A 15,579-nucleotide genomic window follows, 5' to 3' on the forward strand; every position below is an offset into this window, starting at 1 on the left:
ATTGTCATTTTTCGACATCATTCTTCAATGGTCAGGAAATCAATAAAGCCCGTCATCTCCAAGACATCCTTAACATCCGGACTAACATGAATCAGTTTCATCATACCTTGTTTTTTCATTCGCTTCTGCGCCAATAACAAAACGCGCAACCCAGCAGAAGCCACATATACCAATTCAGTAAAATCAAAAGTCAGCTCTGTAATGCCCCCCAGCTCATTTTGCACGACCTTATCTAAATCTGGCGCAGAAACAGCATCCAATCGTCCCGTTAAGGCCAACGTCAGAGATGCACCATTTTGCTCTTTTTTAATTTCCATAATAAATTACTCCTTCCAAGTTACAAATACTACCTTATCAGTAAAATTCGCTCTATGAAGGAAATTTCCTGCTGCCATCTCATATACTTCCATAATGCAAGCATGTTTTTTCCTTCAGTAGCATCCAGATCTTCTCTTGCCAAGGAACCACAGGGCCTGCCCTCATCGGCAAAAATAAGCGCCCATTCTGCCAAAACTGTTCAAAGCCCCCTTTGCTGACAGACAATCCATCGAACTGTCAGCTAAATAATTCGTTAGCGCAATAGAAAAATCCTTTTTTCATGTTAACAACTATGGCACTATAAGTTTTTTTTTGCTATCATAGGTAAGTACTAATTTTTTATCGAGGTGTTTTTTATGCAAACAGCCACCACGCCCCGCAAGCCAAGACTTGCTGCTATCGAATACATCCGTGGCATTTCCATGATGGGGGTTATCGGCATCCATATCGGTTCTCAATATATTATGAATCCTGCCGCTAATATCCATTTGGTAGCTCTCTTTGAAACATTTACCCGTTTCAGTGTTCCGATTTTCTTTTTCATCTCCGCCTTCGGACTGTTTTACAATCTGGATCTCCATGCACCTTTTGATTTTGGGAAATTTACCCAGAGACGATTAAAAACCGTGTTGATTCCTTATCTAGCCTGGTCCCTGCTCTATCTGTTCCATGACGGCCTTCTCTACGGTGTAGGCTTCCCTGACCCTATGCACTTGCTGTCCATACTATTCTTTGGTAATGCTAAATATCAACTCTACTTTATGGTAATCCTTCTGTGGTTCTACTTGCTGATGCCCTTGTGGATCAAGCTGGTCCGCCATTTGACCATACCTCGTCTCTGCATGATGCTGGCTCTGCAGATTGCTTTTGACTACTGGTCCAGCTTCAGCACCTCGTTTAATCTTTATGTATACAGTTTACCAGATGATGATATCTTAAAACCGTTCCTCATGTATCGCCTTAATTATTGGGTATTGCATTACTTCTTTATTTTTCTGCTGGGCGGATATCTCGCCAGCCACACGGCCCAATTTATGGATTTTATGAAAAAGCACCTCCACGGATTGACCGCCTGCTTTTTCTTCACGTTGGGTGGTTTGATGACTTACTACTATGAGAAGATCTTTCTGAGCGGTTACACCGCATTGGAAGCGATCAACACCGCTCATCAGCTCTGCCCATGGGGAATTTTATATACGGTAGCCGCCAGCTTCTTCTTCTTTGCCATTTTTACGTACCAAAAGTACCCTGCCGTCCTCAGTCCGTTGTTACACCTTCTAGGTAAGCACTCATATTTCGCCTACCTATCACATCCCCTTTTCATCACCTACATCGGCCTGTGGCTGCAAAACACGGGGCATCTTATAACCGCCCCAGTGGCAATCAGCTTTTATGCCGCCACACTCATATTCTCTATTGCAGCAGCTGTTATCTGCCGAAAGATAGGTGAACACATCCCCATCCTTAACAAAATAACCATTGGCGTCTACCCGTCAAAATAATATCAATCCCAAAAGAAGCTGTGGACGAAATGCGAAAGCATTTCATCCACAGCTTCTTTCATGTATGAAAAGTTATACCTTTGCCTTTCCTGTACTCCCACGTTTTGTCATGGGAATCCCCTGTTTGCACAGCGGGCATTCTTCAGGCTTGTAGGTTTCCACATCCATGTGCAGCAAAGCCGTGCAGGGAACATCGCCGAAGCTGGCCTTGCCGCCACTGCGGTCAACGAGCATGCTGACCGCTACGGGAATGCCGCCGTGAGCCTTGACCACTTCGATGACTTCCTTGATGGAGCCGCCCGTAGTCACGATGTCTTCCACAATCAGGCAACGCTCCCCTTCATGGAGGCTGAAGCCACGGCGGAAGGTCATCTTGCCATCTACGCGTTCGGTGAAGATAGCCCGGGTGCCCAGTGCCTTGCCCGTTTCATGGGCCAGCAGGATACCACCGGTCATAGGACCGACGACTGTCTCGATATTCGCATCCTTGAATTTCTCGGCCATGGCCTGGCAGAGTTTTTCTGTGTATTTCGGCTGCTGAAGCACATTGAACTTTTCCACATAATGGGGGCTGTGCAGGCCGGAGGTCAGAAGGAAATGACCATCCATGATTGCACCCGTTTCAATCAGTAATTCTTTTACTTCCTGTTCCGTCATCTTTATTTTACTTTCTCCATTTCTTCAATAATCTTCAAAGCGGCAGCCTTCGGATCAGCCGAGGCATAGATAGGACGGCCAATCACCAGATGGGTGGACCCATCTTTGAGGGCACTTGCCGGTGTCGCGATACGGCTTTGATCGTTGACATCACTGCCCGCAGGCCGGATTCCCGGCGTGACAATCAGAAAATCATCGCCACAGGCTTCCCTTATAAGGGCAGCTTCCTGCGCAGAAGCCACTACACCATCCAAGCCGGCTTTCTTGGCCAGCTTGGCATAGCGCACAACAGCTCCCTTGATCTGCATGGCCTGTCCGAGGCCTTCCCAATCTTCCTGATTGATGCTGGTCAGCACTGTAACCGCAATGAGTTTTGGACACGCAATCCCCAGCTTCTCAGCTTCCACATGCATCCTGTCCACGGTGGTCTTCATCATGGTATAGCCGCCGCTGGCATGCACATTGAGCATGGTCGCTCCCAGCCGCATCAGCGAGCAGATACCGCCCGCCGCCGTATTGGGTATATCGTGAAGTTTGAGATCAAGGAAAACATCTTTTCCCTGCTCTTTGAGCCAGGTTACCACCTGAGCGCCCACACTGTAAAAGAGCTCCATGCCGACCTTATAATAGGACACACTGTCTCCTAATGATGTTACCAGCCGCTTCACATCTTCCATCATGTGGAAATCAAGAGCTGCTATCAAGCGTTCATCTGCCATAACCTGGGCCTCCTGTATCTACTGTAAAAATCTGAATTAAAGTGCTGCACCGATAATATCCCGGACTGACTCGATATGCTGCTGGGCCAGATAATCGTTGATGCCATCGCAGATTTTCATGGTTACAGCGGGATCACTGAAGTTAGCCGTACCTACCGCCACTGCGCTGGCTCCCGCCAGCAGGAACTCAATGGCATCCTCGGCGGAGCTGATGCCCCCCATGCCAATAAGCGGAACCTTGACGGCTTTTGCCACCTGATAGACCATGCGCAAGGCCACGGGCTTCACACAGGGGCCGGACAGGCCGCCGGTGATGTTGCCGAGTGTCGGCTTTTTCGTGCGGATATTGATTTCCATGCCCAGCAGAGTGTTAATGAGCGAAATCATATCAGCTCCTGCGGCCTCTACGGCTTTGGCCATGGTGACAATGTCCGTGACGTTAGGCGAAAGCTTCAGGATAACCGGCTTCTTCGTATGAGCCTTGGCCTCCTTGACCACCGCAGCCGCAGCCTTAGGGTCGGTACCGAAGACAATGCCCCCCTCCTTGACGTTGGGACAGGAGACATTGAGTTCGATGGCCGCCACCTCCGGCACATCCAGCATTTCAGCCAGAACACCGTATTCTTCCGCAGTGCTGCCCGAGATATTCACGATTACATTCATATTGTATTTCGCGAGGCGGGGCAAAGTTTCCTGCAAGAAAACCTCCACGCCGGGATTTTCCAGACCGATGCAGTTGAGCATGCCGCCAGGCGTTTCCGTGATGCGGATGCCTTCGTTGCCCCGGCGGGGCTTCAGGGTGGTGCCTTTGACCATGACACCGCCAAGTCTTGACAAGTCAACGAATTCGGCAAATTCCTCGCCAAAGCCGAAGGTGCCCGACGCCGTCAGTACCGGTGTATTCATGGGAATACCGGCAATACTCGTAAACAGACGCTTGTCCTGCATATTTATGTTCCTGCTCATGACAGGTCAAACACCTCCTGGGCATAGAATACCGGGCCATCCTTGCAGACCTTCTTGCGCTTCCCATCCGTGGTATCGATGGAACAGGACAGGCAGGCCCCGAGGCCGCAGCCCATGCGCTTTTCCAAGGAAACCTGGCAGGGAATTCCCTGCTTATGGGCAATCTTGGCGATGCCCTGCATCATGATTTCCGGGCCGCAGGCCACAACGAGGTCATACCCCCCCTTGGCCAGGATTTCCGGCAAAGCCATGGTGGTAAAGCCCTTCTGGCCATAGGAACCGTCATCGGTAGTGCAGAAGACATCCTGCACCAGAGGAGAATAAAGCTCCTCCCAGAAAAGTTCCTGCTTACAGCGGCCGCCCATCAGGATATCGGCCTTGCCCCCCATAGCGGAGGCGTAGAACAACAGCGGGGAAAGGCCCATGCCGCCGCCCACCAGCAAGGGGCGTTTGGCCGTCATGGCAAAGCCATGGCCCAAGGGTCCCAATACGTTGATGACCGTCCCGGCCTTGACCTTTGCCAAGGCCGCTGTGCCCTTCCCCACCGTCCGGTAGATAAAGGCCACGGTGCCTGTCTGCAGATTGCGGGCGGCGATGCCCACTGGACGGCGCAGGGTAAAGGCGCCGTCGGGAATCTGCAGCTGCACGAACTGCCCCGGCTCTGCCTCCCGGGCAATTTTGGGGGCTTCTACCTCCAGGTAGTACACCCCGCTCACCAATTCCCGGTTCAAGATAACCTCGGCATCCACCAAAGCCTTAGGCAAGGTCGTCACCTCCACCTACATAATCCTGGATGGCCAGCGAGTACACGAGACGGCGCTCCCGCATGAAGGACAGCACCCGCATCACTTCCCAGGCAGTATCGAGAGAGGTCAGGCAGGCAATGCCATGCTCTACCGTAGCCCGGCGAATCTTGAAACCATCCTTCAGGGAATGCTTGCCCTGCGTCAAGGTATTGATGACCATATGAATCTTGCCGGTCTTGATTTTCTCGATGATGTCGGAGCTGCGCTCATGCACCTTGCCTACTACTTCCACATCGATGCCCATGGACTTGATGGCCTTTGCCGTACCTTCCGTGGCAGCGATGTTGAAGTCCAGTTCCGAGAAAGCCTTCGCCAGCTGTTTCATCTCTTCTTTGTCCTTATCGGCTACCGTGAAGAGGACGCATCCCTTGGTGGGCACGTTGATGCCGGAACCCACAATGGCCTTGTAGAGGGCTCTTGCATAGTGATAGTCAATGCCCATGACCTCGCCGGTGGATTTCATTTCGGGTCCGAGGGCGATATCCACATCCGTCATCTTGGCGAAGGAGAATACCGGTGCCTTAACGGCCACATAGGGTTTCGGCGGTACAAGGCCAGTACGGTCGCTGACTTCCTTGAGGGATGCCCCCAGCGCGATGCGGGTGGCCAGATTGACCATCTTCACATCCGTTACCTTGGACAGGAAGGGCACCGTACGGCTGGAGCGGGGGTTCACCTCGATAATGAATACTTCATCATTGACTACTACGAACTGGATGTTCAACAGGCCTTTGACATGCAGGGCCACCGCCAAGCGCTTCGTGTAGTCGATAATCGTGTAGAGCACCTTGGAGGGCAGAGTCTGAGCCGGATACACGGCGATACTGTCGCCAGAGTGGACGCCAGCCCGCTCCACATGTTCCATGATACCAGGAATCAGTACATCGATACCGTCGGAGATGGCATCAACTTCCACTTCCGTGCCCTGCATGTAGCGGTCCACCAGTACCGGGTGGTCCGGGGTAACCTTGACGGCTCGGCTCATGTAGTCACGCAGTTCCGCTTCGTTGTAGACGATTTCCATGGCCCGGCCGCCCAGCACGTAGGAGGGACGAACCATGACGGGATAGCCGATGCGCTCGGCCCCGCTGATGGCATCTTCGAGATTCGTCACGCTGATGCCCTGCGGACGGGGAATCTGCGTTTGGGTCAGCACTTCATCGAAGCGCTCACGGTCCTCTGCCCTATCGATATCATCAACAGATGTACCGAAGACCTTGACGCCAGCCTTCTGCAGGGAAACTGCCAGGTTGATGGCGGTCTGGCCGCCGAACTGGACGATAACCCCTTCGGGCTTTTCCTTGTCGATGATGTTCAGCACATCTTCCGTGGTCAAGGGCTCGAAGTAGAGTCTGTCGGAAATATCGAAGTCCGTGGATACGGTTTCCGGGTTGTTGTTGATGATGATGGCCTCAATGCCCATTTCCTTCAATGCCCAGACCGAGTGCACAGAGCAGTAGTCAAATTCCACGCCCTGACCGATGCGGATGGGGCCGGAACCCAGCACGATGACCTTGCGTTTGTTGGATACAACCACCTCGTCCTGCTGTCCCTTGAAGGTAGAATAGTAGTACGGCGTAGCTGCTTCAAACTCAGCGGCGCAGGTATCTACCATCTTGTAGCAAGGCAGAACGCCCATGCTCTTGCGGGTGGTACGGATTTCATCCGCCGTCTTGCCAGTGATTTCCGCAATGGATACATCTGCCAGGCCCACATTCTTGGCCGCCAGCATCAGGCTCGGCGTCAAGGCATCACTTGCCAGCTGGTTTTCCACCTGAGCGATATTGTTGAGTTTGTTGATGAACCACTTATCCACCTTGGTAATGTTGTGGATTTCATCCACCGTGGCAATGCCCCGGCGCAGGGCTTCGGCAATCACGAAGATGCGCTCGTCATTGACCCGGGACAGATTCTTCTTCACCCGGGCATCATCCCACTCTGCCATCTTGGGCATGGAGAGACGGTGCACGCCGATTTCCAGTGAGCGCACAGCCTTGAGGATGGCGCCTTCGAAGTGGCGGTCAATGCTCATGACCTCGCCAGTGGCCTTCATCTGGGTTCCCAGCGTCTTGTCCGCATAGACGAACTTGTCAAAGGGCCAGCGGGGGAATTTTACCACGCAGTAGTCCAGAGAAGGCTCGAAGCAGGCCTTGGTCTTCTGGGTAACGGCGTTGGTGATTTCATCCAGCGTGTAACCGATGGCAATCTTGGCGGAAACCTTGGCAATAGGATAACCCGTAGCCTTGGAAGCCAAGGCCGAAGAGCGGCTCACACGGGGATTTACTTCGATTACATAATAGCGGTTGCTGTTGGGATCCAGCGCATACTGGGCGTTGCAGCCGCCCTCGATGCCCAGCTCGCGGATAATACGCAAGGATGCGCTGCGGAGCATCTGATATTCATGATCCGTGAGCGTCTGGGATGGTGCCACGACAATGGAATCACCAGTATGCACGCCCACCGGATCGAAGTTTTCCATGTTGCAGACGGTGATGCAGTTGTCATTGCCGTCCCGCATGACTTCGTACTCGATTTCCTTCCAGCCGGCCACACTGCGCTCGATGAGCACCTGGCCAATCAGGGAGTAGTTGAGGCCCTTGATGACGATGTCGATGAGTTCCTCTTCGTTCTCGGCAATACCGCCGCCGGTCCCCCCCATAGTGTAAGCCGGACGCACGATCACCGGATAGCCGATTTCCGTAGCAAATGCCACGGCACTGGGCACATCTTCCACAATGGTACTTTCCGGAATGGGTTCTCCGAGCTTTTCCATGGTTTCCTTGAAGAGTTCACGATCCTCAGCCTGCTTGATAGCAGACAGTGGCGTTCCCAAAAGCTCTACACCGTACTTTTCGAGCACACCGCGCTCAGCCAGCTGTACGGCCAGGTTCAAACCAGCCTGACCACCGAGAGTTGCGAGCAGACCATCCGGTTTTTCCTTCGCAATGATTTCTTCCAAGAATTCCGGCGTCAGCGGCTCAATATACACCCGGTCGGCAATATGCGTATCGGTCATAATAGTTGCCGGATTGGAGTTTACAAGAACAACTTCCAAACCTTCTTCTTTGAGTGCCCGGCAAGCCTGGGAACCAGCGTAGTCAAATTCCGCTGCCTGACCGATGATGATGGGTCCCGAGCCAATTACCATTACTTTTTTGAGATTTTCCTTTTTTGGCATCTTATTCTCCCTTCAACATGGTCCAAAATTCATCGAATAAATAAAGGTTGTCGTCCGGGCCCGGGGAGGCTTCCGGATGATACTGCACGGAGAACAGGGGCAGTTCCGTGTGACGCATGCCCTCTACCGTGCCATCGTTGACATTGATATGCGTGACTTCCAGCGGCAGATCCTTCAAGGACTCCTCCTCCACCGCATAGCCGTGGTTCTGGGAAGAAATCTGCACCTTGCCCGTGCGCAGGTCTTTGACGGGCTGATTGGAGCCGCGATGGCCGAACTTCAGCTTGTAGGTCTTAGCCCCCAAAGCTCTGGCCAGCAGCTGATGCCCCAGGCAGATACCGAAGATGGGTTTCTTGCCGATCAGCTTCTGGATTTCCGCCACGATTTCCGGCACATCGGCAGGATCACCAGGACCGTTGGAAAGGAAAATGCCATCAGGATTCATGGCCAGAATATCTTCTGCCTTCGTGTCTGCCGGCACTACCTGCAGCTTGCAGCCGATGTCATGGAGGGAAGTCAGGATGTTCTGCTTCACGCCGAAGTCCATGGCCACCACCAGCGGCGCATCTTCTTTTTCTGCCTCTATAGTATAAGCTTCCGGTGTGGTCACTTCCATAACCACTTCCTTCTTGATAGGCACAGCCATGAGCTTGTCGATTTCTTCCTGGCTGGCATCCTCGGGTACGATAATCCCCTTCATGGTACCGGCGTTGCGGATCTTGCGCGTTACGGCCCGGGTATCCACATCATAAAGGCAGGGAATATCCTGTTTGGTCAGGAACTCCGCCAGACTCTCTTCATAATGCCAGTTGCTGCCCAGCTCGCAAAGCTCACCGATTACGAAACCACCCACGAAAGCCTTGCGGGACTGCATGAAAATCTCCGCAATGCCGTAGTTGCCTACCATGGGATAGGTCAGCGTCAGAATCTGGCGGCAATAGCTGGGGTCCGTCAGGCTTTCCTGATACCCCGTCATGCTGGTGTTGAACACCACTTCGCCGGTGGCCCGGCTGTCATTCAATAACTGCCCCGTAAAAACGCTGCCGTCTTCGAGGATTAATTTACCCTTCATGAAAACACCTCATATCTGTTAGTCCAGGATTTTGCCTTCCTGCATAACTACTTTACCCTTAACCATGGTCAGCACTGCCTTGCCTTTGAGCTTGCGGCCCACAAAGGGACTGTGGCTGCCCTTGGTGTAGAATTCTTTTTCGTCAACCGTCCACTCAAGTTCCGGGTCGATTACCGTGATATCTGCCTGTGCACCAACGCTCAACTTGCCTGCATCCAGACCGAAAACCTGAGCCGGTTCATAGCTCATCTTGGAAACAATCATCGGCAGATCCAGTTTCTGCGTATGATACAAATCCGTCAGCATAACGCCCAAGGAAGTTTCTAGGCCTGGGAAACCACTCGGTGCATAGATATACTCCCTGTCCTTCTCTTCCTGCGCATGTGGGCTGTGATCCGTGACGATGGCATCGATGGTGCCGTCCTTCAGCCCTTCCAGAATCGCGTCACAGTCTTTCTGTGCCCGCAGGGGCGGATTGATTTTCGTGGAGGTGTCAAAGAGGTTGACACATTCTTCCGTCATGGTCAGATGCTGAGGCGTGGCCTCTGCCGTTACCTTGACGCCCCGTTTCTTGGCCTGACGCACGATATCCACCGCCCGGGCGGAACTGATATGCGCGATATGGACTTTGGAACCAGCGTACTCAGCCAGCATGATGTCCCGGGCCACAGCGATGTCCTCGGCAACCGTAGGACGGCCCTTGAGGCCCAGCATGGCGCTGCGATGACCTTCGTTCATCACGCCGTCTTCAATCAGCGTAGGCTCCTCCTCATGGTTGATGATGACCTTATCAAAGGTGTGGAGGTAGTCAAAGGCATTGAGCATGACCTTGGCACTGGGGTCGAAATGACCATCATCGGAGAAGGCCACTGCCCCGGCTTCCAGCATATCCCCCATCTCCGCCAGTTCCTTGCCTTCTTGATTCTTGGTAACGGCGCCGATGATTTCCACATTGACGACACCGACTTCCTGAGCGCGCATCTTCAGGCTGCGCACCAGTGCTGCCGAATCCACAGCCGGCTTGGTGTTGGGCATGGTGCAGATGGTGGTAAAACCGCCTGCTGCCGCCGCCTGGGTACCGGAAGCAAAGTCTTCCTTGGCTTCCTGGCCCGGTTCCCGCAGATGAACGTGGAGGTCGATAAGGCCAGGAGTTACCACCTTGCCGCTGACATCCAGCACTTTGTCAGCCGTTTCCTCGATGCCTGCTGCAATCTTGACCACCTTGCCATCTTCCACCAGTACATCTGCCACTTCATCGAATTTATTTTCCGGATTGATTACGCGTCCGCCTTTGAGCAAAATTTTCATGCCTGTTTTCCTCCCGTCAGCACCAAGGTAAAGAGCGCCATGCGCACGGCCACACCATTCTGTACTTCTTCCTGAATGGCCGAATTCTTGCCATAAGCCGTGAAGGGCGAGATTTCCCAGCCCTTGTTCATGGGGCCCGGATGCAGGATCAGCACATCATCCTTGGCCAGCTTCAGCCGCGTATCGTTGAGGCCGAAGATGCGGGCATATTCTCTCGTCGTCGGGAACAGGCCGCCCTTCATGCGCTCCAGCTGGATGCGCAGCACTTCGATGACATCAGCATTGGCGATGGCGTCTTCGATGCGTTCATGCACCACGATGCCCGGTTCTTCGTAGAGGAAGCGGGGCAGCAGCGTCTTGGGGCCGGCGATATGAACTTCCATGCCCATCTTGCGCATGCCGTAGATATCGGAGCGGGCTACACGGCTGTGGAGCACGTCGCCGATAATGGCCACCTTCAGGCCTTCCAGATGACCTTTATGCTCCTGAATCGTGAAGAGGTTCAAGAGCCCCTGTGAAGGATGAGCGTGAGCGCCGTCACCAGCGTTGAGGATTACGGGGCTGACTACGCGGGAAGCATATTCAGCCGCACCTTCTGCCTTATGGCGCATGACGATGGCATCCACGCCCATCGCCTCAATGGTGTAGAGCGTATCTCTGAGGCTTTCGCCTTTGACGATGCTGCTGGAACCTGCCGTGATGTTGACCACATCAGCTCCGAGGTATTTGCCCGCCAGCTCAAAGGATGTACGGGTACGGGTGCTGGGTTCGTAGAACAGGGTGACAATGGATTTGCCGCGCAGGGTGGGAACCTTCTTGATATCCCGATGAATGATGTTCTTCATTTCCTTGGCGGTTTCGAGCACCAAGCGAATCTCTTCCGGGCTGAAATCCTCCAGGCCCAAAACATTCTTTCCCCGCAGGGATACATTGTTTTTCTCCAAGTCATTCACTCCTTAACAGGTTGACAATAATAATTATACATTAAAGTTGCATAAACTTTCAAGGGGAGAAATCCATTGTCTTTGCAAAATTTGCCCGCATATCGATAATCCAGTATCAAAAAAAGGAGCTTCCTATGCGTATGCATAAGAAAGCTCCCGCTTTACTTCAGGTTATAGTTATACTACTAGCTATATGACAGGGTCCCCTTATGCGCATCGCAGTACGCATTTTAAAAAGGCAATGTATTCGTTTGTCCTTGAGCAGCTCTCGTCTGCTTTGTTAACATTATAGCCTGCTTGTTACTTAAATGCAACCCTTGTAAGCAATTTATTGTATTTTTTTATTGGACTTTTTTTCTTAGATTTACTCTGACATCATAGAACGTACTGCCTTCCGCCTTATCCGTTGTCCGCTGATGCGTCAGCAGATTGGTGTTGCCAGCGGCCGTATGTTCCCGCCACCAGACGCCCTCACTGACCACAGTCCCCACTTGTACCCGTTCGGACAATCTGACGGTAAACTCCGCCCGCCCCTGCGTATTTTCTGCCATGACTGCGTCGCCATCCTGAAGATGCTGCCGCTGCCCATCTGCAGGGTTCATCATCAATACCATGATATTGCCTTTGGTCAATTCTTCGCGTTCGTTGAAGGAACTATCCAATATCCGGGGATCGGGACTGTTTATCAAGATAAACTCTTCCTTATCCTCTGCCAGATGAGGCGGCAGATAATCCGGCAGCTGCCGTTCCAGCGCCGGATTGAAGATCTCAATCTTCCCCGAAGGCGTCTTGAAGTTCAGCTTGTAAGCCTCAGGCATAGGCAATTCCACCGGTTCTCCTTCGGCTAATTTTTCCTTGTCCACAGGCAGCGGCCAGGCCTTATCTGTGCTGGCGATGAACTTTTCCACCAGCTCCGTCTCACTCTGGCGGAAAAATTCGTCATCCACTCCCATAGCCTCAGCCAATAACTGTGCCACCTGCCAATTGGACCGACTTTCCCCAACGGGCGGTATGATCTGCTTTCCGCGCTGGACCACATACTGACCATAGGAATAGTAGATATCCTCATGCTCCAGCGAAGTGGTAGCCGGCAGCACGATATCAGCATAAAGCGCCGTATCCGTCATAAAACGCTCATGCACCACGGTAAACAAGTCTTCCCGTCTGAGTCCTGCCAACACTTTGTTCTGATCCGGCGCTGTGCAGGCCGGATTAGAGGAATAGACAAACAGACTCTTGACGGGCGGCTGCAAGGTATTATCCGTCAGCACATCCCCCAGCTTGATCATATTGATATGACGGATGCCGTTCTTTTCCATATCTGGGCGGCGGATGATATCCTTATCAAAAGCATGACTGCCTGAAGATGAAGTCAGCATGCCACCGCCTGCTTTGGCATAAGCTCCCACTACTGCTGGCAGACAGGTAATCAACCGGGATGTCATCGCACCGTTGCCATAACGGGACTGGCCGCTGCCCAGACGGATAAACGGTGCCCTGGCTGCAGCGAATGACCGGGCAAAATCTTCAATCTGCCCAGCAGACAGGCCTGTAAGTTCTGCTGCTTTTTCCGGCGGATAGGCAGGCAGGACTTCCACTTTCAGTTCCTGCCAGCCCTGCACATAGCGGGCAATGAATTCTTCATCCACCAAGTTTTCCCGTGCCAGAACATGCAGCATTCCCAGCGCCAGTGCACCGTCTGAACCTGGCTTCACACAGATGAATTCATCGGCATACTGCGCGGTCTTCGTTGCATAAGTATCCACGCAGACAATTCTTGCCCCCCGTTTGCGGGCAATGTCCACATCATGCTTGAAATGGATATCCGTCGCCAGCATGCTGATGCTCCAAAGGATAATGTAATCGCTCTGCTGGGCCTCCTGCGGCGCTGTTGGCAAAGTGCCCCCCATCAGCGAACGATAGCCGTGAGCCTTGGCTGGTGCACAGATGGTACGATCCAGGCTCGAAGCTCCCAACGCATAGAATAAGGCATGACCCGCACTGTATTGTATCGTTCCCATGGTACCGGCATAGGAATAGGGCAAGATGGCCTCTGCACCATAGCTGCCAATGATTTCCCGCCAATGGGCAGCTATCTCATCAATCGCCTCCTGCCAGCTGATTGGCACAAAATCCCCCTTTCCCTTTTCTCCCACCCGCTTCAAAGGTGTAAGCAAGCGCCGAGACGAATGGACCGTACGCTCATAATGAGCCATTTTGGGGCACAACGTCCCCCGGGTAAATGCATGTGACGGATCTCCCGCCACCTCAATCGTCTTTCCCTTATCCACCGTGACCAATAGGCCACAGCAATCTGGACAATCATAGGGACAAACCGATTTATATTGTTCCATCAAAAAATTCTCTCCTCATTATGCCTGTATCCACAGACGTTGATATTTTTCCATCTGCCGGATGCAATGGCGAATGATATTATTTACTAAAACAGGCGATTGCAACAGATGCTTGTTCAGAGCCAGTAAGGGAATTGTCATAACCACGGCCCGCTCTGTCAGCACTTCTGCTGACAGATTCGTCTTCTTGTCTGATAACAATATCGTTTCATTAAGCCAGGTATTTTCTCTGGCAATGTCCAACGGCCTGAACCAGCCATCCCCCTGCTCGATACTACGCGCCAACTTTCCCTTGACCACAAAAGCCAATTGCCCTTCCCAATCTTTCTCCAACAAGCGATCGCCTTCGAAATAAGTCGTAAGCTTGGCATCATCAACAAACAATTGGATAATGCCCTTGTCGCATTCCTGCAGCAAATGCAATTTCGATAAAGCATCCTGCAAAATTATGCGGGAATCAGGCGTTTCGGCCTGTTCCAAACGAAGATTCTGCAACCGCTCATATAAATGACTGCAAAAATTCCCATAAGTTGAATACCAGTCCGTCAGCATCTGCTGTAATACCAGCTCATATTCCTGGGCAATCTTGCTGACCTGCAGAAGGCCAAAAGTTCCACAACCATACACAAACGACACATTCAGCTGGTTTTCTCCTAAACAAAATCGCAGCCCCAGCCGGACGCCGCTGCTGTCCAAAATATTTTCCTGCACCAAAGTGCCATCAGCACGACCTTTCACTGCCGTATACGTTTTTTCTTCCTCAGTCAAAAAACCACAGAAATTCAAGATATTGTCAAAGTAGTCCTCACCCTGCTGATCCATGATTTGCTGCAAGCTTTCCCGTCCTATAGCCGCATATGGCTGAGAGATGATAAACTGCTGGAAGGCCTTCCCCACAATATCCTGCACTACCTGCTGATCTGTATTGATGTGACGCACTGGCAATAAGCTCTGCTGAACCCCCTCCGTTGCGGAACGATTGGTTGTCTGCAGGCAAAGTACCGTATCCCGGCAATCATTTTCCACCTGTAACTGTAATGCCCATGCACTCTGCAGGATTGCCATCATCATGACCCGATTGGATTTTGCCTTTTCTCTGATATCAGACAAAATACTGCCACCAATGCGTATGGGATAGATTGCTATTTCACTGCTGTTATTACGGTTGATTTCCCTTTGGAGAGCATAAGGCAGACGTGGCTTAGCAGGAAGGTGCTGAAATAACTTTTGCCAATAGGCGCGAATCGCCTCAGCTGCATTTTTCATTTGCGGATCAGCTACAGAAGCAGTCCTGCCAGACTGCAGCGGCAGCTTCATCACCTGCCGGAAAATATTACGCACATCCATTCGTGTCAATAACTCTGGCCGTGCCGTAACGATGACTGCATATTCATTCATGCTGGTATGAAAGACTGACAACCGCAAAGGCAAAGATGCATCCGATTTAAATCCCCGGCGTAATTCTGCCTCCATAACTTTAGCCAAAAGTTCGTCAATCTCCTCATTCGAAAGATCCACTACATTGCGAAAAGTTATTTCCGGCGTTTCATACTGCCGCAAAACATCCTCTGCCGACAAAACCATAAACGCGGCCCGATTAAACTGCAAGGGCGTGAATCCACCTCTTATTTTATACAGGCTCTGTGATATTTTCATAACCGCGCCTCATTTCCTGTCACTACGATAACTCATCTCAGTGAAATTAATTCGTCATTGACAGAAAATTTCCTGCTTAGCAAAACCAGACCTTACGCA

The 15,579-nt window shown here is 52.0% G+C and carries 13 protein-coding genes; 1 reads left to right on the forward strand and 12 read right to left on the reverse strand.

Annotation, left to right across the window (positions count from 1 at the left end; genetic code table 11):
* Nucleotides 1-17: 17 nt before the first annotated feature.
* Both BUB68_RS07055 and BUB68_RS15225 read right to left on the reverse strand, forming a co-directional pair.
* Complete coding sequence (locus BUB68_RS07055) at nucleotides 18-317, reverse strand: STAS domain-containing protein (protein ID WP_073089491.1); 300 nt, start codon at nucleotides 315-317, stop codon at nucleotides 18-20.
* A 29-nt stretch (nucleotides 318-346) separates the two neighbouring features.
* Complete coding sequence (locus BUB68_RS15225) at nucleotides 347-511, reverse strand: hypothetical protein (protein ID WP_178139480.1); 165 nt, start codon at nucleotides 509-511, stop codon at nucleotides 347-349.
* A gap of 163 nt (nucleotides 512-674) precedes the next feature.
* On the opposite strand from BUB68_RS15225, the gene BUB68_RS07060 reads away from it, so the two are divergent.
* Complete coding sequence (locus BUB68_RS07060; RefSeq protein ID WP_073089493.1) at nucleotides 675-1,820, forward strand: acyltransferase; 1,146 nt, start codon at nucleotides 675-677, stop codon at nucleotides 1,818-1,820.
* A 72-nt stretch (nucleotides 1,821-1,892) separates the two neighbouring features.
* Here BUB68_RS07060 and pyrE read toward each other — a convergent pair whose 3' ends face one another.
* The 10 genes from pyrE to BUB68_RS07110 all read right to left on the reverse strand — a co-directional run bounded on the left by pyrE (nucleotide 1,893) and on the right by BUB68_RS07110 (nucleotide 15,480).
* Nucleotides 1,893-2,477, reverse strand: a complete 585-nt coding sequence (gene pyrE, locus BUB68_RS07065) for an orotate phosphoribosyltransferase (protein ID WP_073089495.1) — start codon at nucleotides 2,475-2,477, stop codon at nucleotides 1,893-1,895.
* 2 nt (nucleotides 2,478-2,479) lie between these two features.
* The gene (pyrF, locus tag BUB68_RS07070; RefSeq protein ID WP_073089497.1) at nucleotides 2,480-3,196 is read right to left on the reverse strand and encodes an orotidine-5'-phosphate decarboxylase; all 717 of its coding nucleotides are present in this window, start codon (nucleotides 3,194-3,196) and stop codon (nucleotides 2,480-2,482) included.
* Between the two features lie 36 nt (nucleotides 3,197-3,232).
* Nucleotides 3,233-4,162 (reverse strand): dihydroorotate dehydrogenase, encoded by a 930-nt coding sequence (locus BUB68_RS07075; RefSeq protein ID WP_073089499.1) that lies wholly within the window; start codon nucleotides 4,160-4,162, stop codon nucleotides 3,233-3,235.
* Nucleotides 4,159-4,926, reverse strand: a complete 768-nt coding sequence (locus BUB68_RS07080; RefSeq protein WP_073089501.1) for a dihydroorotate dehydrogenase electron transfer subunit — start codon at nucleotides 4,924-4,926, stop codon at nucleotides 4,159-4,161. The genes BUB68_RS07075 and BUB68_RS07080 overlap by 4 nt, the downstream gene beginning before the upstream one ends.
* Nucleotides 4,919-8,146, reverse strand: coding sequence for a carbamoyl-phosphate synthase large subunit (carB, locus tag BUB68_RS07085; protein WP_073089503.1), 3,228 nt, complete (start codon nucleotides 8,144-8,146; stop codon nucleotides 4,919-4,921). Before carB ends, BUB68_RS07080 begins: the two co-directional genes overlap by 8 nt.
* A 1-nt stretch (nucleotide 8,147) precedes the next feature.
* Entirely contained in the window at nucleotides 8,148-9,218 is a 1,071-nt protein-coding gene (gene carA / locus BUB68_RS07090) for a glutamine-hydrolyzing carbamoyl-phosphate synthase small subunit (RefSeq protein ID WP_073089505.1), read from the reverse strand.
* An 18-nt stretch (nucleotides 9,219-9,236) separates the two neighbouring features.
* Complete coding sequence (locus BUB68_RS07095; protein ID WP_073089507.1) at nucleotides 9,237-10,526, reverse strand: dihydroorotase; 1,290 nt, start codon at nucleotides 10,524-10,526, stop codon at nucleotides 9,237-9,239.
* Nucleotides 10,523-11,470 carry an aspartate carbamoyltransferase catalytic subunit gene (locus tag BUB68_RS07100; protein ID WP_073089509.1) on the reverse strand — a complete coding sequence of 316 codons (948 nt, stop codon included), beginning with the start codon at nucleotides 11,468-11,470 and terminating at the stop codon, nucleotides 10,523-10,525. The genes BUB68_RS07095 and BUB68_RS07100 overlap by 4 nt, the downstream gene beginning before the upstream one ends.
* 341 nt (nucleotides 11,471-11,811) lie before the next feature.
* Nucleotides 11,812-13,824: a molybdopterin-dependent oxidoreductase gene (locus BUB68_RS07105; RefSeq protein ID WP_073089511.1), complete on the reverse strand. Its 2,013-nt coding sequence runs from the start codon at nucleotides 13,822-13,824 to the stop codon at nucleotides 11,812-11,814.
* Nucleotides 13,825-13,842: 18 nt separating this feature from the next.
* Nucleotides 13,843-15,480 carry a condensation domain-containing protein gene (locus BUB68_RS07110; protein WP_073089513.1) on the reverse strand — a complete coding sequence of 546 codons (1,638 nt, stop codon included), beginning with the start codon at nucleotides 15,478-15,480 and terminating at the stop codon, nucleotides 13,843-13,845.
* Between the last annotated feature and the right edge of the window lie 99 nt (nucleotides 15,481-15,579).

Source organism: Pseudoselenomonas ruminantium (genome assembly GCF_900142515.1).
GTDB classification, from domain to species: Bacteria; Bacillota; Negativicutes; order Selenomonadales; family Selenomonadaceae; genus Selenomonas_A; species Selenomonas_A ruminantium_D.